Annotated in this window: 17 protein-coding genes; 10 read left to right on the forward strand and 7 right to left on the reverse strand. The window is 73.9% G+C overall.

The genetic code is table 11. The features are described from left to right. Positions 1 to 53: 53 nt before the first annotated feature. The 9 genes from ACIHEJ_RS13020 to lgt all read left to right on the forward strand — a co-directional run bounded on the left by ACIHEJ_RS13020 (position 54) and on the right by lgt (position 7,112). On the forward strand, positions 54 to 692 hold the full coding sequence (locus tag ACIHEJ_RS13020) for a TIGR02234 family membrane protein (RefSeq protein ID WP_400134809.1): 639 nt from the start codon (positions 54 to 56) through the stop codon (positions 690 to 692). 179 nt (positions 693 to 871) lie between these two features. After that, positions 872 to 1,135: an HGxxPAAW family protein gene (locus ACIHEJ_RS13025; protein WP_400134811.1), complete on the forward strand. Its 264-nt coding sequence runs from the start codon at positions 872 to 874 to the stop codon at positions 1,133 to 1,135. 120 nt (positions 1,136 to 1,255) lie between these two features. Next, on the forward strand, positions 1,256 to 1,732 hold the full coding sequence (locus ACIHEJ_RS13030; protein ID WP_400134813.1) for a DUF2752 domain-containing protein: 477 nt from the start codon (positions 1,256 to 1,258) through the stop codon (positions 1,730 to 1,732). Positions 1,733 to 1,866: 134 nt separating this feature from the next. Continuing rightward, entirely contained in the window at positions 1,867 to 2,676 is an 810-nt protein-coding gene (trpC, locus tag ACIHEJ_RS13035) for an indole-3-glycerol phosphate synthase TrpC (protein ID WP_400134815.1), read from the forward strand. Between the two features lie 25 nt (positions 2,677 to 2,701). After that, on the forward strand, positions 2,702 to 2,893 hold the full coding sequence (gene trpM, locus ACIHEJ_RS13040; RefSeq protein WP_400135140.1) for a tryptophan biosynthesis modulator TrpM: 192 nt from the start codon (positions 2,702 to 2,704) through the stop codon (positions 2,891 to 2,893). A 162-nt stretch (positions 2,894 to 3,055) separates the two neighbouring features. Continuing rightward, complete coding sequence (gene trpB / locus ACIHEJ_RS13045; RefSeq protein ID WP_400134817.1) at positions 3,056 to 4,339, forward strand: tryptophan synthase subunit beta; 1,284 nt, start codon at positions 3,056 to 3,058, stop codon at positions 4,337 to 4,339. Further along, positions 4,336 to 5,154, forward strand: coding sequence for a tryptophan synthase subunit alpha (trpA, locus tag ACIHEJ_RS13050; RefSeq protein ID WP_400134820.1), 819 nt, complete (start codon positions 4,336 to 4,338; stop codon positions 5,152 to 5,154). The genes trpB and trpA overlap by 4 nt, the downstream gene beginning before the upstream one ends. 97 nt (positions 5,155 to 5,251) lie before the next feature. Next, complete coding sequence (locus ACIHEJ_RS13055; protein ID WP_400134822.1) at positions 5,252 to 6,034, forward strand: thioredoxin domain-containing protein; 783 nt, start codon at positions 5,252 to 5,254, stop codon at positions 6,032 to 6,034. Positions 6,035 to 6,116: 82 nt separating this feature from the next. Further along, positions 6,117 to 7,112 (forward strand): prolipoprotein diacylglyceryl transferase, encoded by a 996-nt coding sequence (gene lgt, locus ACIHEJ_RS13060; protein ID WP_400134824.1) that lies wholly within the window; start codon positions 6,117 to 6,119, stop codon positions 7,110 to 7,112. An 87-nt stretch (positions 7,113 to 7,199) separates the two neighbouring features. On the opposite strand, the gene ACIHEJ_RS13065 is transcribed toward lgt, so the two are convergent. From ACIHEJ_RS13065 to ACIHEJ_RS13095, 7 genes are read right to left on the reverse strand one after another with little or no spacing between them, the layout of a single operon-like run. After that, complete coding sequence (locus ACIHEJ_RS13065) at positions 7,200 to 8,012, reverse strand: HpcH/HpaI aldolase/citrate lyase family protein (RefSeq protein WP_400134827.1); 813 nt, start codon at positions 8,010 to 8,012, stop codon at positions 7,200 to 7,202. Then, the gene (locus tag ACIHEJ_RS13070) at positions 8,009 to 9,223 is read right to left on the reverse strand and encodes a CaiB/BaiF CoA transferase family protein (RefSeq protein WP_400134829.1); all 1,215 of its coding nucleotides are present in this window, start codon (positions 9,221 to 9,223) and stop codon (positions 8,009 to 8,011) included. The genes ACIHEJ_RS13065 and ACIHEJ_RS13070 overlap by 4 nt, the downstream gene beginning before the upstream one ends. Then, on the reverse strand, positions 9,220 to 10,113 hold the full coding sequence (gene rbsK / locus ACIHEJ_RS13075; RefSeq protein WP_400134831.1) for a ribokinase: 894 nt from the start codon (positions 10,111 to 10,113) through the stop codon (positions 9,220 to 9,222). The genes ACIHEJ_RS13070 and rbsK overlap by 4 nt, the downstream gene beginning before the upstream one ends. A 31-nt stretch (positions 10,114 to 10,144) precedes the next feature. Beyond that, on the reverse strand, positions 10,145 to 11,515 hold the full coding sequence (locus tag ACIHEJ_RS13080; RefSeq protein WP_400134833.1) for an ADP-ribosylglycohydrolase family protein: 1,371 nt from the start codon (positions 11,513 to 11,515) through the stop codon (positions 10,145 to 10,147). After that, positions 11,503 to 12,708: an ADP-ribosylglycohydrolase family protein gene (locus tag ACIHEJ_RS13085; protein WP_400134835.1), complete on the reverse strand. Its 1,206-nt coding sequence runs from the start codon at positions 12,706 to 12,708 to the stop codon at positions 11,503 to 11,505. The genes ACIHEJ_RS13080 and ACIHEJ_RS13085 overlap by 13 nt, the downstream gene beginning before the upstream one ends. Positions 12,709 to 12,716: 8 nt before the next feature. Next, positions 12,717 to 13,850, reverse strand: coding sequence for an ADP-ribosylglycohydrolase family protein (locus tag ACIHEJ_RS13090; RefSeq protein ID WP_400134837.1), 1,134 nt, complete (start codon positions 13,848 to 13,850; stop codon positions 12,717 to 12,719). Continuing rightward, positions 13,847 to 15,100: an ADP-ribosylglycohydrolase family protein gene (locus ACIHEJ_RS13095; RefSeq protein WP_400134839.1), complete on the reverse strand. Its 1,254-nt coding sequence runs from the start codon at positions 15,098 to 15,100 to the stop codon at positions 13,847 to 13,849. The genes ACIHEJ_RS13090 and ACIHEJ_RS13095 overlap by 4 nt, the downstream gene beginning before the upstream one ends. Positions 15,101 to 15,362: 262 nt before the next feature. Here ACIHEJ_RS13095 and ACIHEJ_RS13100 point away from each other — a divergent pair, with 262 nt between their 5' ends. Beyond that, positions 15,363 to 16,094: a VIT1/CCC1 transporter family protein gene (locus tag ACIHEJ_RS13100; RefSeq protein ID WP_400134841.1), complete on the forward strand. Its 732-nt coding sequence runs from the start codon at positions 15,363 to 15,365 to the stop codon at positions 16,092 to 16,094. The last annotated feature ends 376 nt before the right edge of the window (positions 16,095 to 16,470 follow it).

Below are 16,470 nucleotides of genomic sequence, written 5' to 3' on the forward strand. Positions count from 1 at the left end.
GGTCGCTCGTCATATGAGCCCCGGGTGACGGTTCGCCCGGGGTTCAGGCGATAGTGGAGTACGTGACTGCTGCACCTCACCCTCTTTCCGAAGCCGCCGCACCCGCCCGGTCCGGCCGGCGGAGCCTCGCCGTGGCCCTCCTGTGCGGTGCGCTCGGCGCGGCCGTGGCGCTGCTCGCGACCCGGCAGCGCTGGGCGGAGGGCACCGCGACGGTGGCCGGCGGCGCCTTCCCGATGACCGCCAAGGGCAGCGACGTCACGGGTGTCCCCGCGGCCCTCGCCATAGTGGGCCTGGCCGCGCTCGTCGCCGTCTTCGCCGTCCGCAGGGCCGGCCGCGTCGTCGTCGCCGCTCTGCTCGCGCTCTCCGGCGCCGGCATCGTGGCCGCCGCCCTGGTGACCGCCTCCGACAGCTCCGCGCTGGACGAGAAGGCCGCCCAGGCCAGCGGCGACACCTCCGCCACGGTCGCCGCGCTCAGTCACACCGGCTGGCCCTACGTCGCGGCCGCCGGCGGCGTCCTCATCCTGCTCGCCGGTCTGCTGGCCCTGCGTTACGGCAGCCTGTGGCCCGCCATGTCCGGCCGCTACGAGCGCGGCACCGACCGCCCGCGGCGCAAGGCCCGGCCGGTCGACCCGGAGCGGCCCGAGGAGATCTGGAAGGCCCTGGACAGGGGCGAGGATCCGACGGGAACCTGACGCCGTATTCCTGCGCGGCGGTGTGGCGAACCAGACGCCACCCCCGCGTCCGGCACGCGTGTGCGTACGGGACAATGGACGATGAGCGGCCGGCTCGGACAGTGACGGGCGGGCGCGGAGAGCGTACGACTCGTACGCCGCTCTCCTGGGACACGTATACAGCAACGAGGAGCACAGACATGGCGGGCAGCAGCCACGGCCACGGTCACACCCCGGCCGCCTGGACCGGTGTCATCATTTCCTTCATCGGTTTCTGCGTCGCGGGCGCCTTCATGGTGATGGCCGAGCCCGTCGGCTTCTGGGCCGGCATGGTCCTGATCCTCGGCGGCGCGGTCGTCGGCGGCATCATGCGCGCCATGGGCCTCGGCCAGCCGAAGCAGACCCACGCCTTCCAGCCCTCCGTCTCGGCCGCGACCCGCGAGCCGGCGAGCGTCGAGGGCTGAGCCGACCGTTTCCGTGCGAGGGGCGGCCGGGCATCCCGAGAGGGTGCCGGCCGCCCCTCGCCGTACGCGGCCGTACCCACGGGCGCGCGGTCCGGCCGGTTCTCGGGAGAGAATGTTCGTGTGAACGCCGACAGCCACCCGGCCCCGCCGACGCCCCCCCGGGCCGTCCCGTACGCGGCCGAGCCCGGCCCCGCCGCCGTCCCGCCGTGGCGGCGGCTCGCCGTTCCCGCCGGGGTGCTGGCCGGTGTCGCCGGGGCCTTCGCGTACGTCGGTGCCGTCGACCCCGACGAGCCCGGGCACTACCCGGTCTGCCCCCTGTACCGGATCACCGGCCTGTACTGCCCGGGCTGCGGCGGACTGCGCAGTGCGCACGCCTTCGTCCACGGTGACCTCCTCACCGCCCTGCACGACAACGCCCCGGCCGTGGCCGCCTACCTGGGCTTCGTCCTCCTGTGGACCGTATGGACGGTCCGCGCCGTACGGGGCCGACCGCTCCGGCTCGACCTCGGGCCGGCGCAGCTGTACGGGATCGGCGCGCTGCTGCTGGTGTTCACCGTTGTCCGGAACCTGCCGTTCGGAGGCTGGCTGCATCCTTGATCACGGGGTGAACGTCCAGGTAGTGGGACCGCCTTCCACCGGATGCGAGACCTGCGCGTTCCTCCGGATACCATCGCAATGACCACGGGTTTTCAAAACCTGAAGGAACCACCGGCAGGAAGGGGGCCGCTCGCGTGAGTGTGCTCGACGAGATCATCGACGGAGTCCGTGCCGACCTCGCGGAGCGGCAGGCGCGCGTCAGCCTCGACGAGCTCAAGGAGCGTGCGGCCAAGGCCCCCGCCGCCAAGGACGGGGTCGCCGCACTCAAGGGCGAAGGCGTCAAGGTGATCTGCGAGGTCAAGCGCTCCAGCCCCTCCAAGGGCGCGCTGGCCGCGATCGCCGACCCGGCCGGGCTCGCGGCGGACTACGAGGCGGGCGGCGCGGCCGTCATCTCCGTCCTCACCGAACAGCGCCGCTTCGGCGGCTCGCTGGCCGACCTGGAGGCCGTCCGGGCGCGCGTGGACATCCCGGTCCTGCGCAAGGACTTCATCGTCACGTCGTACCAGCTGTGGGAGGCCCGCGCGTACGGCGCCGACCTCGCGCTGCTGATCGTGGCCGCCCTGGAGCAGTCGGCCCTGGAGTCCCTGATCGAGCGCGCGGTCTCCATCGGTCTGACGCCCCTCGTCGAGGTGCACGACGAGGACGAGGTGGAGCGGGCCGTGGACGCGGGCGCCAAGATCATCGGCGTCAACGCGCGCAACCTGAAGACCCTGGAGGTCGACCGCGGCACGTTCGAGCGGATCGCCCCGGAGATCCCCGACCACCTCGTGAAGGTCGCCGAGTCCGGCGTCCGTGGCCCGCACGACCTGATCGCCTACGCCAACGCCGGTGCCGACGCGGTGCTGGTCGGCGAGTCCCTCGTCACCGGGCGGGACCCGAAGGCCGCCGTCTCCGACCTGGTCGCCGCGGGCGAACACCCCGCTCTGCGGCACGGGCGCGGCTGATCCCCCGCTAAGCTGAGGCACGATGATGCTTCCGATCACCCCGGCGACGCGGGACCCGTATGCCCGCCTCGCCCGTGGCTGCCGACCCCGAGGCTGCCGTGCGCCCGCCCGACGGGTGCACGGGCGGCGGGTCCGCTATGTGATCGGTGACGAGCCCGGTCAGGTGAACGGCATGCGATGGCGTCGCCCTGCGTGCGCGACACCTGCGGTGAGCTGAACCGACGTTCCCTTCGTGAGCGCCGGTCGTTCCGCGGTCCCGTCTTCCGCGGGCCGCTCCTGCCGGCGTGACGGCGGGCCGGAAACACCCTCGAGGGCAGCGCACGCGTATCCGTACCCCAAGACCAGCTATCCGGGGCCCGAGCCCCTGCGAGGTATTCGTATGCCCAGCGAGTTCTTCATCCCTGACCCCACCGGCCAGGTGCCCAGTGCCGAGGGCTACTTCGGCGCGTTCGGCGGCAAGTTCATCCCGGAGGCCCTCGTCGCCGCCGTGGACGAGGTCGCCGTCGAGTACGACAAGGCCAAGGCCGACCCCGAGTTCGCCCGCGAACTCGACGACCTGCTCGTCCACTACACCGGCCGGCCCAGCGCGCTGACCGAGGTGCCGAGGTTCGCCGAGCACGCCGGCGGCGCGAGGATCTTCCTCAAGCGGGAAGACCTCAACCACACCGGCTCCCACAAGATCAACAACGTGCTCGGTCAGGCCCTGCTCACCAAGCGCATGGGCAAGACCCGGGTCATCGCCGAGACCGGCGCCGGCCAGCACGGCGTCGCGACCGCCACCGCCTGCGCCCTCTTCGGCCTCGACTGCACCATCTACATGGGCGAGATCGACACCCGGCGCCAGGCCCTGAACGTGGCCCGCATGCGCATGCTCGGCGCCGAGGTCGTCGCCGTGAAGTCCGGCAGCCGCACCCTGAAGGACGCCATCAACGAGGCGTTCCGCGACTGGGTCGCCAACGTCGACCACACCCACTACCTCTTCGGCACCGTCGCCGGGCCGCACCCCTTCCCGGCGATGGTGCGCGACTTCCACCGGGTGATCGGCGTGGAGGCCCGGCGCCAGCTGCTGGAGCGCGCCGGACGGCTCCCCGACGCCGCCGTCGCCTGCGTCGGCGGCGGCTCCAACGCCATCGGCCTCTTCCACGCCTTCATCCCCGACGAGGGCGTCCGGCTCATCGGATGCGAGCCCGCGGGGCACGGCATCGAGACCGGTGAGCACGCGGCCACCCTGACCGCGGGCGAGCCGGGCATCCTGCACGGCTCCCGGTCGTACGTCCTGCAGGACGAGGAGGGCCAGATCACCGAGCCGTACTCGATCTCGGCCGGTCTGGACTACCCGGGCATCGGCCCCGAGCACTCCTACCTGAAGGACTCGGGCCGCGGCGAGTACCGCGCGGTCACCGACGACGCCGCCATGCAGGCCCTGCGCCTGCTGTCGCAGACCGAAGGGATCATCCCGGCCATCGAGAGCGCCCACGCCCTCGCCGGCGCCCTGGAGGTCGGCCGGGAACTGGGCGGGGACGGCCTGATCGTCGTCAACCTGTCCGGCCGGGGCGACAAGGACATGGACACCGCCGCCCGCTACTTCGGCCTGTACGACACCGACGCCGAGGTCGCCGCCGACGCGGCCGACACCGCCGAGATCGAGGGGGACGCCAAGTGAGCGGGAAGATCCAGTTGCTGTCGGACACCCTCGCCGCCGTGAAGGCCGAAGGACGCTCCGCGCTCATCGCCTACCTCCCGGCCGGCTTCCCGACCGTGGACGGCGGCATCGAGGCGATCAGGGCCGTGTTCGACGGCGGGGCGGACGTCGTCGAGGTGGGGCTGCCGCACAGCGACCCGGTCCTCGACGGCCCCGTCATCCAGACCGCCGACGACATCGCCCTGCGCGGCGGTGTGAAGATCGCCGACGTCATGCGCACGGTCAAGGAGGCCTTCGCGGCCACCGGCAAGCCCGTGCTGGTCATGACGTACTGGAACCCGATCGACCGGTACGGCGTGGAGCGGTTCACCGCCGAGCTGGCCGAGGCGGGCGGCGCGGGCTGCATCCTGCCCGACCTGCCGGTCCAGGAGTCGGCCCTGTGGCGGGAGCACGCCGAGAAGCACGGCCTCGCAACGGTCTTCGTCGTGGCGCCCAGCAGCAAGGACGAGCGGCTCGCCCAGATCACCGCGGCGGGCAGCGGCTTCGTCTACGCGGCCTCCCTGATGGGCGTCACCGGCACCCGCGAGTCCGTCGGGGCGCAGGCCCAGAACCTGGTCGAGCGCACCCGCGCCACCGGCACCGGCCTGCCCGTCTGCGTCGGGCTCGGCGTCTCCGACGCGACCCAGGCCGCCGAGGTCGCGGGCTTCGCCGACGGCGTGATCGTCGGCTCGGCCTTCGTGAAGCGGATGCTGGAGGCCCCGGACCACGCCTCAGGCCTCGAGGCGGTCCGTGAGCTGGCGGGCGAGCTGGCGAAGGGCGTGCGCGGACAGGCGTAACCGCAGGTCACTTTCCGTATCAGAACACTCGGTCACTCGAACGGGTGGACCTCGGGCCGGGGAGGCGCGCTGCGCCTCCCCGGTTCGTTTCTGGGGTGTGAGCGAGAAGAACCGTGACGGAAAGCGCACGGCCCGGGAGCGGCTGGCGGTCGAGCGCGACAAGCAGAAGGCCGCGGAGAAGCGACGGCGCACGTTGATCGTGGGCGGGAGCGTCGTCTGCGTCCTCGCCCTGGCGGCGGTGATCGGCGTCCTTGCCGCGAACTCCGGCAAGAACAAGGGCAAGAGCAGCCAGAGCGCGGGCCCGGTCGTCGCGCCCTCGGGCGCGCAGGGCAAGGACAGCCTCGCGATCCCGGTCGGCAAGGACGGCGCGAAGTCGACGCTCACCGTCTGGGAGGACTTCCGCTGCCCGGCCTGTCAGGCCTTCGAGGCGGCGTACCGGCCGACGCTGCACGAACTGGTCGATGCCGGCAAGCTCAGAATCGAGTACCACCTGGTCCGCCTGATCGACGGCAATCTGGGCGGCAGCGGCTCCCTGCGCGCGGCCAACGCCGCGGCCTGTGCCCAGGACGCCGGAAAGTTCCGCGACTTCCACGACGTGCTGTACGGGAACCAGCCGAAGGAGACCGACGACGCCTTCGGCGACAACGCCAAGCTGATCGCGCTGGCCGGCAAGGTCAACGGCCTGGACACCCCCGCCTTCCGCAAGTGCGTCGACGACGGCACCCACGACAGCTGGGTGAACAAGTCCCACAAGGCCTTCCAGAGCGGCAGCTTCAGCGGCACGCCCACGGTCCTGCTGGGCGGCAAGAACATCTACGAGGACCAGACGATGACCCCGGCCAAGCTCAAGCAGATGGTGGAGGCGGCGAACCAGGGGTAGGCATTTCTCACGCCCCTGTTATGGACCCGTAGCCGGGCTGCTTGCCGTCCCCACGGCCCGGCACGGTAGCGTCGGACCTGCCATGGAACTTGCCTACATTCCCAGCCCGTCGCGCGGGGTGCTGTACCTCGGCCCCATCCCGCTGCGCGGCTATGCCTTCTGCATCATCATCGGCGTCTTCGTCGCCGTCTGGCTCGGCAACAGGCGCTGGGTCGCCCGCGGCGGGCGGGCCGGCACGGTCGCCGACATCGCCGTCTGGGCCGTCCCGTTCGGCCTGGTCGGCGGGCGGCTCTACCACGTGATCACGGACTACGAGCTGTACTTCAGCCCGGGCCGTGACTGGGTGGACGCCTTCAAGGTGTGGGAGGGCGGTCTCGGCATCTGGGGCGCGATCGCGCTGGGCGCGCTCGGTGCGTGGATCGGCGCGCGGCGCCGGGGCATCCCGATGCCCGCGTACGCCGACGCCGTCGCGCCCGGCATCGCCTTCGCCCAGGCCATCGGCCGCTGGGGCAACTGGTTCAACCAGGAGCTGTACGGCCGCGAGACGCACGTTCCGTGGGCGCTGCACATCACCTCCGCCGAGGGCGGCCGGGTGCCGGGCTACTACCACCCGACCTTCCTGTACGAGTCGCTGTGGTGCCTCGGCGTGGGCCTGCTGGTCATCTGGGCCGACCGCCGCTTCACGCTGGGCCACGGCCGGGCGTTCGCCCTGTACGTCGCCGCCTACTGCGTGGGCCGCGGCTGGATCGAGTACATGCGCGTGGACGACGCCCACCACATCCTCGGTCTCCGTCTCAACGACTGGACCGCGCTGATCGTCTTCCTGCTGGCCGTGGCGTACATCGTGGTGTCGTCGAAGAAGCGGCCCGGACGTGAAGCCGTCGTCGAGCCCGGGGCCGCGGACGAGGCACCCGGTGACGAGCAGGGTGCCGGCGCGGCTGCCGAGGCGGAGGACAAGGCCGACGGCGAGCCCGAGGGCAAGGCCGGACTCCAGGCCGAGGACCGGGCCGGGGACGAGGCCGAGGCGGATGCCGTCGAGGCGAAGGACGAGCCCGAGTCGGCGACGAAGAAGAGCTGACGGCCGGCTGTACGGCACCGAGGGCGCCCGGAGACTCTTCCGGGCGCCCTCGCGGTGCGTGGGGGCGACCACGGCGGTACGGAGCCGTCAGTTCCGGCTCGCCAACGACAGGATCCGCCGGGCTGTCGCCACCACCGCCGCGTCGATGAAGCGGCCGTCGGGGAGGGCCTGGGCGCCTTCCTCCGTAGCCGCCGCCTTGATGATCGTCTCGGCGTGTTCGATCTCCGCAGGGGTCGGGAGGTAGGCCCGTTCGATCACCGGGAGCTGGCGGGGATGGATGGCCGCGCGGCCCAGGAAGCCCAGGGCGCGGCCGTGGGTGCAGGAGGCGGCGAGGCCGTCCAGGTCGCGGATGTCGGGGTGGACCGACTGGGGCGGTGGGGCGAGGCCGGCCGCGCGGGCGGCGACGACCACCCGGGAGCGCGGCCAGTCGAGGCCCGCGTCGGCCCGTACCCCCAGGTCGGCCCGGAGGTCCGCCTCGCCGAGGGAGATGCCCCGCAGGGCGGGGTGGGCGGTGGCGATGGCGTGGGCGTGCTCGACGGCGAGGGCCGTCTCCAGCAGGGCGTACAGGGGCAGCGGGGTGACCGCGGCGACCTGCCTGATCGTGCCCGGGGCCGTGACCTTCGGCAGGCGCAGGCCCGACAGGCCCGGCAGCGTGGCCAGGGCGGTCAGGTCGGCGGCGGCCCAGGGGCTTTCCAGGGCGTTGATCCGGACGTGCACCGGGACCGGCTGGCGGGTGCGGAGCAGCTCGGCGGTGGCCGCGCGGGCGTACTCCTTGCGAGCCGGGGCGACCGCGTCCTCCAGGTCGATCACCACGACGTCGGCGCCCGCGGCCAGCGCCTTGGCGACCACGGGCGGGCGGTCGCCGGGGACGTAGAGCCAGGTGAGCGGGGTGCCGGTCACAGGGCGCCCTCCGCGCGCAGGGCCGCGATGTCGGCCGCGGTGAGGCCCAGCTCGGTGAGCACGGCGTCCGTGTCGGCACCGTGCGGGCGGCCGGCCCAGCGGATCGCGCCGGGGGTCTCCGAGAGGCGGAAGAGGACGTTCTGCATGCGCAGCGGGCCCAGCTCGGGGTCGGGGACCGTGGTGATCGTGTCCAGGGCCTGGTACTGGGGGTCCTCCAGGACGTCCCGGACGTCCTGGACGGGGGCCGCCGCGGCCTCCGCCTTCTCGAACGCCGCCAGCACCTCGGTGCGCGGGCGGGCGGCGATCCAGGAGCCGACCGCCGCGTCCAGCACGTCGGCGTGCGCGGCCCGGTCGGCGCCCGTGGCGAACCAGGGTTCGGCGATCAGATCGGGGCGGCCCACCAGGCGCATCACCCGCTCCGCGACCGACTGCGCGGAGGTGGAGACGGCCACCCAGGCGCCGTCGGCGGTGCGGTAGGTGTTGCGGGGGGCGTTGTTCGCGGACCGGTTCCCGGTGCGTTCCTGCACGTAGTCGAGCTGGTCGTACCAGGTCGGATGCGGGCCGAGCACCGACAGGATCGGCTCGATGATGGCCATGTCCACGACCTGCCCGGCACCGGTGCGCTCGCGTGCGGCCAGCGCCGTCAGCACGGCGTACGCGGTCGCCAGTCCCGCGATCGAGTCCGCGAGCCCGAACGGGGGCAGCGTCGGGGGTGCGTCCGGTTCGCCGGTGATCGCGGCGAAGCCGCTCAGCGCCTCGGCGAGGGTGCCGAAGCCCGGGCGGTGCGCGGACGGGCCGAACTGTCCGAAGGCGGTGACCCGGGCGAGGACCAGCTGCGGGTTGGCCGCGGACAGCTCCGGCCAGCCCAGCTCCCACTTCTCCAGCGTGCCGGGGCGGAAGTTCTCGACCACCACGTCGGCGGTGGCGGCGAGCCGGAGCAGGGTGGCGCGGCCGCCGGGCGCCGACAGATCGAGGGTGACGGTCCGCTTGTTGCGGCCGAGCACCTTCCACCACAGGCCGATGCCGTGCTTGGCCGGGCCGTGACCCCGGGACGGGTCCGGGCGCCGCGGATGCTCGACCTTGATCACTTCGGCGCCGAAGTCACCGAGCAGCGTGGCGGCCATCGGCCCGGCGAACAGGGTCGCCAGGTCCAGCACGCGCAGACCCGACAGCGGCGGTGTCGTCGTGCTCATGCGGTGCGCCGTGCTCATGCGGTGCACTGGGCGTCGATCTCCGGGCGGTACGGCATCGACGCCGACGCCCCTTCCCGCTGTACGGAGATCGCCGCCGCGGCGGCGGCCCAGGACAGGGCCTCGCGCACCGGTTTCTCCTCGGCCAGGGCCACGGCGAGCGCGCCGACGAAGGTGTCGCCCGCGCCGGTGGTGTCCACCGCGGTCACCTGGGGGGCGGCCACCACGAGCGGCTCGGCACCCCGGGCCAGGTACAGGATGCCCGCCGCGCCCAGGGTGACGGCGACCTCGGGCACCAGATCGAGCAGGGCGGCGGCGGCCTCCCGGGGGTCGGTGCGGCCGGACAGGGTGACCGCCTCGTACTCGTTGGGCACCAACAGGTCTACGGCGGCGAGGAGTTCGGGGGGCAGCGGCTGGGCGGGGGACGGGGTGAGGACCGTACGGACACCGTGCCGGTGGGCGGCCTGCGCGCCCGCGAGGACCGCGGCCGTCGGGATCTCCAGTTGCAGCAGCAGGGCGTCGGCGGAGGCGATCACCCCTTCGTCACCGGGGGAGAGGTGGTCGACGGTGCCGTTCGCGCCGGGGACGACGACGATGGAGTTGCCGCCCTCGTCGTCGACCACGATGTGCGCGGTGCCGGACGGGCCGTCGACCGTGCGCAGCGAGTCGGTGTCCACCCCGGAGTGTTCGAGGGCGTCGCGCTGGCGCACGCCGAAGGCGTCGTTGCCGACCGCGCCGATCATCGAGACGGTGGCGCCGGCACGGGCCGCGGCGATCGCCTGGTTGGCGCCCTTGCCGCCGGGGATCGTACGGAACTCCCGGCCCGTCACGGTCTCCCCGCGCTGCGGGGCCTTCGCGACATAGGTGACGAGATCCATGTTCGTGCTGCCGAGGACGGCGATATGGGTCATGGTCGGGTCGCCTCCACGGGGCTGAGGGGGATCATGGGCGGGTCGTCTCCCGGTGGGTGAGGTGGGCGAGGGTGTCGAAGCCGATGCCGTCGAAGTCGGCGACGGTGGTGGCCAGCCGGTTCTTCAGCGGGGCCCGCCAGCGCTCGGGGAGCGCGTCCGGGGTGCCCGCGAGCAGCCCGGCGATGCTTCCGGCGGTGGCGCCGTTCGAGTCGGTGTCCCAGCCGCCCGACACGGCACGGCAGACGGAGCCGGTGAAGTCGCCGTCCGCGTGGGCGAGGGCGGCGGCGATCAGCGCGGTGTTGGGGATGGCGTGGACCCAGTGGTGGGCGGGGGCGTGGACGGCGTGGAGCGCGTCCACGACGTCGTCGAAGTCCTGGTGGTGCGCGGCCAGTTCGCGGGCGTGGTCGATCGCCCTCGCGAGGCGGGAGCGGGGCGGGATCACCCGGCGTCCGGCGTCGAGGCAGGCGTGCACGTCGTGGGTCCCGGTGGCGGCGGTGGCGATCGCGGCGGCCGTGAACATCGCCGCGTAGACGCCGTTGGCGGTGTGGGTGAGGACCGCGTCGCGGTGCGCCTGTCCGGCGGCGGCGGCCGGGTCGCCCGGGTTGGTCCAGCCGTGCATGTCGGCGCGGATCAGGGCGCCGATCCACTCGCGGAAGGGGTTGCGGTGGCGGGCCGTCCGCGGGGGTTCGATGCCGGTGAGGAGGTTGCGGCAGGCGATGCGCTCGGCGGTGAAGGTGCGGCCGGGCGGGAGCTCGTCCAGCCAGAGCCGGGCCACGTCCGTGGTGCTGAACGACCGTCCGTGACGCTGCAGCAGGAGCAGGTTGAGCAGGGGGTAGTCGAGGTCGTCGTCCTCGGGCATCCCGTCGATGTTCTCGGCGAGGGAGGTGGGGGCCGAGCGGCGGTTCCAGGGATGTGCGGCGAGGAGGTCCGCCGGGACTCCCCTGGCGGTGAACCAGGTGCTCAGCGGCCAGTTCCCGGCCGCCCCGGCCAGGGCGCGGATGCCGTCGAGGGGCAGTTTCTCCACGGGTTTGCCGAGGAGGCAGCCGACGGCCCGGCCCAGCCAGGCCGCTTCCAGGGCGGCCGGGGGGCACGACGCCCGCTGCCCGCGGCCCGGCGGCGCCGGCCAGTCCCCGCACAGGGACGTGATGCGGGCCAGGCCGGTCGGCTCGTCCTCGGACAGGGCGCTGGGCAGGTCCGCGAGTTCGTCCAGCAGGTCCTCCGCCAGCAGCCGCAGATAGCGGGACACCGGGTGCGGGGAGGCCCCCGCCCGCTCCGGGGCGTCCGGGCCGCCCGCCACCCGCCAGCGCGCCTCGATCGCCGACGGTTCCCGGCCGTCGAGGCGGGCCTGGCGCAGCTCGTGGCCGAGCAGGTCCTCCGGCTGCACCCAGGTCAGGCGGAGCATGCGGTGCCTCCGAGCGCGGTGAACGCCTGCTCGTGCGCGCGGCGGCGGTCCACGTCCCCTGCGAACACCTCGCGCGCGACCCCGGCGAGCGTGCGGGCCGGTTCCCACAGGTCGAGGCGGCTGGCCTCCGCGACCGTCTTCGACCAGTCCTCGGGGACGGGCGAGCCGAGGGCGCCGGTGACGGCGCCGGCCATCGTGGCGATCGAGTCGCAGTCGCGGCCGTAGTTGACCGAGCCGAGGACGGCGTGCCGGTAGTCGCCGCCGGCGAGCAGCACCATGCCCAGGGCTACGGGCAGTTCCTCGATCGAGTGCAGGCGGGAGGGGCGGCGGGCGCCCAGCGAGGGGGCGCGGTAGTCCGGGCCGACCGTGTCGTACGGCGCGACCGCCGCGCGCAGCGGGCCGAGCGCCGACTCGAAGTCCCGGTACCGTGAAGCCACTTCGCAGACCTTCTCGATCGCCGTGCGGGTGCCGTCCTTGGCCAGGGACAGACAGGCGGTGACGACGGAGTCCGGGGTCGCGCCCGGGGCGGTGGCGGCGGCGACGGCCGCGGCGAGGACGCCGGCCGCCTCCCGGCCGTACGACGACTGGTGCGCGCCCGCGACGTCCAGCGCCTCGGCGTACGCGGCGGCCGGATGGGCGGCGTTGACCAGGCCGACGGGGGCCATGTACATCGCCGCACCACAGTTGACGATGTTGCCGACGCCCGCCTCCCGGGGATCGGCATGGCCGTAGGCCAGCCGGGCCACCAGCCACTTCTCGGCGAGGAAGAGGCGCTGCAGGGGCAGCGCCTCGGCCTCCAGTTCCGGGATCCAGCGGGGCCGGGTCATCAGGTCCGGGACCAGGTGGTCGGCGACGGCGTACGCGTCGAGGTGGTCGCGGACCCGGGCGTACACCCGGACCAGGGCGTGGGTCATCAGGGTGTCGTCGGTGACGTGGCCGTCGCCCTTGTGGTACGGCGCGATGGGGCGGGCGGTGCGCCAGGCGTCGCCGTGCCAGGGGCCGACGACACCGTGGACCCGGCCGCCGTGGCGCTCGGCGATCTGGTCGGGGGAGTAGCCCTCGACCGGGCCGCCGAGGGCGTCACCGACGGCGGCGCCGACCAGGGCGCCGGTGATCCGTTCGTCGAGGGTGTGCGGACCCGGTTCCCCGGACTGCTCGGGGGCTTCAGGTCGGTTGGGTTCTTCGGGCGTCATGTCCCGAATCATCCCCCCGCAGGGGCCGGTTGTGCGGATTCCAGGAGTCCGGCGAGTTCCACCAGGTCGGTGCCGGTGAGGCGGGGCAGGGCGCAGCCGGGCAGCGTGCGGCAGGCGTCCCGCCAGGTCCGCGGGACGGCGGCGCCGCCGCCGAGGGCCCCGGTGAGGGCGCCCACCAGGGCGGGGGCGGAGTCGGCGACCCGGGACAGACAGACGGCGGCGGGCACGGCCTCGGCGATCCGGCCCCGGGCGGCCGTGGCCAGGGCGAGGGCGACGGGTACGGTCTCGGCGGCGGCGATGCCGTAGCTGTAGACGTGGTCGACGATCTGGTGCTCGAGCAGCGGGACCAGGGCGAAGGCGGACTCGCCGCCCTCGGTGAGGGCGAGGGCGTGGCGGGTGTTGCGGCCGATCTCCGTGTCGGCGGGGAGCTGGGCGAGGGCGGCCTGTACGCAGGCGTCGGGGTCCGCGTCCGCGAGGGCGAGGGACAGGGCCGCCGCCATGGCCCGCGCGCCGTGCACGCCGTCACCGTCCTGGGTGTAGCGGGCGTCGAACTCGGCGAGGGCCGCGGCGCGTTCGGGCTCGCCCGGGTGGGCCACGGCGAGGACGCAGGCGCGGACGCAGGCCGCGTCGTCGAAGTAGTGCGGGTTGTCGTGGCCGGTGGCGGGCGGCCGCAGGCCGGCGGCGAGGTTGCCGAGGCCGGCGCGGACCGAGATGCGGGCGCGCAGGGGGAGTACGGCGGACTCGATCTCCGGTGCCCGCTCCGCCGCCGCGGCGACCTCGACGGCCACGGCGGTCCAGGTGAGGTCGATGGCGGCGCGCATACGGCGGTCCCGGCTGAGGTCGCCGAGGGCGTCGTCGTCGCCGGCCCGCAGCACCGCCTCCGCGGCGAAGACGGCCCACTCGGCGTCGTCGGAGGGGCCGAGGCGGAGCGGCTCGGGGGGCTGGTTGAGGGCGATGGGGACGGGGAGGGTGGTGGTGGCGTTCTGCTCCGCGAAGGTGTCCAGCTCCCGGGTCAGCCGGCGGGTCCACTCGGGCATCCGGGCGGCACGGTGCCGTGCGGCGGGCCAGCCGGCGGCGTCGCCCGCGGCGAGGCCGAGCAGGAGCCCCTCGATCCGGCGCGCCGGGGTGTTGTGCCGCGTCACGGGCGCCCCTCGCTGTGCTGATGCCCGGTGTTCCCGGCCCCGACCAGGGGGTTCGGCTCATCCGTGGGCCCGGTCGGCTCGGCGGGCCCGGAGGTGGACGGGACCGGCGGGGACGGCTCCGCCGGGACGACCGCCGGCGCCGTCGTCTTCGATACGACCCGCCCGGTGAGTTCCTGGTGAAGCGCCGGCGGAAGCTCCCGCAACGGCTCCGGTACGACGCCGGGCAGCACCACCCCCGCCCCCCACTTCCCGCCCTCCTCCGGTACCAGGAGTTCGGCCACGTCCAGGACGTGGTGGCCCGCCATGGACGGCAGGCAGCGGCCGCGGGCCGGGCCGATGGCCGAGGCCCAGGCGGCCGGGATGGCGGAGATGCCCTGGGTGGCGCCGGCCAGGGCGCCCGCCACCGCCGCCGTCGTGTCGGCGTCGCGGCCCATGTTGACGGCCGTCAGAACGGCGTCCTTGAAGTCGCCGTCCGCCGCCGCGTACGCGCCGAAGGCGAGGGCGACCGCCTCCGGGGCCAGGTCGGTCCAGGGATAGCCGCCGATGACGACCGCGGAGCGGACCGCGCGTTCGCCCCGGTGGGCCACGGTCACCGCGCGGCGCAGGGAGCGGGCCGTCCAGGAGTCCTCGGGGACGACCGCGAGGGCGGAGGCGATCACCACCGGCGGTGCCGCTCCGCTCATCGCGGCCGCCACCCCGGCCGCGACCGCCTGGCCGCCGTAGATGCCCTCGCCCTCGTGGCTGACCGAGCCGTCGATCGCCACCAGGCGGGCCGCCTCGGCCGGCCTGCCCGCCGCGAAGACCCCGAAGGGCGCCGCCCGCATCGCCAGACCGTCGCTCCAGGCGTGCCGGTGCTGCGCGGAGATGGGCGCGGCCAGGCCCCGGCGGAGGTTCTCCAGGGTGCCGCGTTCACTGAAGCCCGCGCCCCGGAAGGGGCCCTCCGCCCGGTCCGCGATCCACTCGTGCCAGGCCGTCTCGACGTGGGCCGGGGTCAGCGCCGATCCGTGCCGGGCCAGCAGCAGACCGGAGAAGATCGCGTATTCCGTGTCGTCCGTGCCGGAGGGACGCTCGGTGAGGTAGCCCGTGATGCGGCCCCAGCGGGCGCGGATCTCGGAGGGCTTCAGGTTCTCGGCGGGGGCTCCCAGCGCGTCGCCGACGGCGAGGCCCAGCAGCGCGCCACGGGCCCGGTCGCGGAGTCCGCCGGCGCCTGCGGCCGCCGGGACCGGGGGAGTGCAGGCGATCGATGCCATGGGCGGCCTCCTTCGGCGGAGCACGAATGCGGCGAGACCTGATGTGTCCCACGGGAAGCGCCGACGGGAGCCTGCCCCGCTGCGGAGTCACCCGCTCGGCAACTGAGCGGGCATTCGCACGAAGGAGCGACACAACCGAAAACCGCAGGTTAGCCCAGCCTTTCCTTGCTGGCGGAGAAGAAATGATGAGCGTAGGTTCAGTGGTGTCGAAAAGTAGATCTCGTCCAAAGTTAGCTTTGGCTAAGCTATCCGGGGGGCCCGCATGGCCATCATCGAAACCGAGGCCGCGCTGCACGAGGCGCACCGTGACAACCACACGCACCGCGACGTCAACGGCGGCTGGCTGCGCCCCGCCGTCTTCGGTGCGATGGACGGCCTGGTCTCCAACCTCGCCCTGATGACCGGTGTGGCCGGCGGGTCGGTCAGCCACCAGACCATGGTGATCACCGGCCTGGCGGGGCTCGCCGCCGGTGCCTTCTCCATGGCGGCCGGCGAGTACACCTCCGTCGCCTCCCAGCGCGAACTCGTCGAGGCCGAGCTCGACGTCGAGCGGAGGGAGCTGCGCAAGCACCCGCAGGACGAGGAGAACGAGCTGGCGGCACTTTACGTGGCCCGCGGGGTCGAACCCGACCTGGCCCGCGAAGTCGCCCGGCAGCTGTCCCGGGACCCCGAGCAGGCCCTGGAGATCCACGCCCGCGAAGAGCTGGGCATCGACCCCGGCGATCTGCCGTCGCCGCTGGTCGCGGCCGTGTCGTCGTTCGGGTCCTTCGCCCTCGGAGCCCTTCTGCCCCTGCTGCCGTACCTGCTCGGCGCGACCGCCCTGTGGCCCGCCGTGCTGCTCGCCCTCGCCGGGCTCTTCGGCTGCGGCGCCGTGGTGGCCAAGGTGACCGCGCGGAGCTGGTGGTTCAGCGGCCTCCGGCAGCTCGCTCTCGGTGGCGCGGCGGCCGGTGTGACGTACGCCCTGGGCACTCTGTTCGGAACGGCCGTAGGATAGCGCCGCCGGTACTTATGCGACGGGCCGCATAAGTAGCCGTTACTCGCTGGTTTCAGATGCGTGACCACCGGGCATGAGCCGTAAGCGCCGCAGGCAATGACGCCTGCCGCACCCCTCGGGGAGAGTGGAAGACACTCTTCCCGCCCCCTTCGGGCCGCCGGACGCCGATCCGACCGATCTTGTCCGCGACGGCCCCGCACACACGTCTGCCGCCGGGCGCGGCACCCGCCGCCCTCGCGTGGCACCTCCGCCGCCCCGTGCGGCACCCCGCCGCCCCGTGCGGCACCCCGCCGCGGACCGTGCGGCACCGTTGCCACGGACCCCGTGGCGTCCGCATGTTGGAACGGAGTATCCGCTTCCCGGGAATCCCTCCATC

The sequence above is a fragment of the Streptomyces sp. NPDC052301 genome (assembly GCF_044593395.1).
Lineage (GTDB): Bacteria > Actinomycetota > Actinomycetes > Streptomycetales > Streptomycetaceae > Streptomyces.

What these genes read in the sequence shown, in the direction of transcription:
- trpB (WP_400134817.1), top strand. Translation starts at nt 3,056, where the DNA reads ATGCCCAGCGAGTTCTTCATCCCTGACCCCACCGGCCAGGTGCCCAGT.
- ACIHEJ_RS13095 (WP_400134839.1), bottom strand. Translation starts at nt 15,100, where the DNA reads ATGGCATCGATCGCCTGCACTCCCCCGGTCCCGGCGGCCGCAGGCGCC.
- rbsK (WP_400134831.1), bottom strand. Translation starts at nt 10,113, where the DNA reads ATGACCCATATCGCCGTCCTCGGCAGCACGAACATGGATCTCGTCACC.
- lgt (WP_400134824.1), top strand. Translation starts at nt 6,117, where the DNA reads ATGGAACTTGCCTACATTCCCAGCCCGTCGCGCGGGGTGCTGTACCTC.
- ACIHEJ_RS13100 (WP_400134841.1), top strand. Translation starts at nt 15,363, where the DNA reads ATGGCCATCATCGAAACCGAGGCCGCGCTGCACGAGGCGCACCGTGAC.
- ACIHEJ_RS13070 (WP_400134829.1), bottom strand. Translation starts at nt 9,223, where the DNA reads ATGAGCACGGCGCACCGCATGAGCACGACGACACCGCCGCTGTCGGGT.
- trpM (WP_400135140.1), top strand. Translation starts at nt 2,702, where the DNA reads ATGCTTCCGATCACCCCGGCGACGCGGGACCCGTATGCCCGCCTCGCC.
- ACIHEJ_RS13085 (WP_400134835.1), bottom strand. Translation starts at nt 12,708, where the DNA reads ATGACGCCCGAAGAACCCAACCGACCTGAAGCCCCCGAGCAGTCCGGG.
- ACIHEJ_RS13025 (WP_400134811.1), top strand. Translation starts at nt 872, where the DNA reads ATGGCGGGCAGCAGCCACGGCCACGGTCACACCCCGGCCGCCTGGACC.
- ACIHEJ_RS13080 (WP_400134833.1), bottom strand. Translation starts at nt 11,515, where the DNA reads ATGCTCCGCCTGACCTGGGTGCAGCCGGAGGACCTGCTCGGCCACGAG.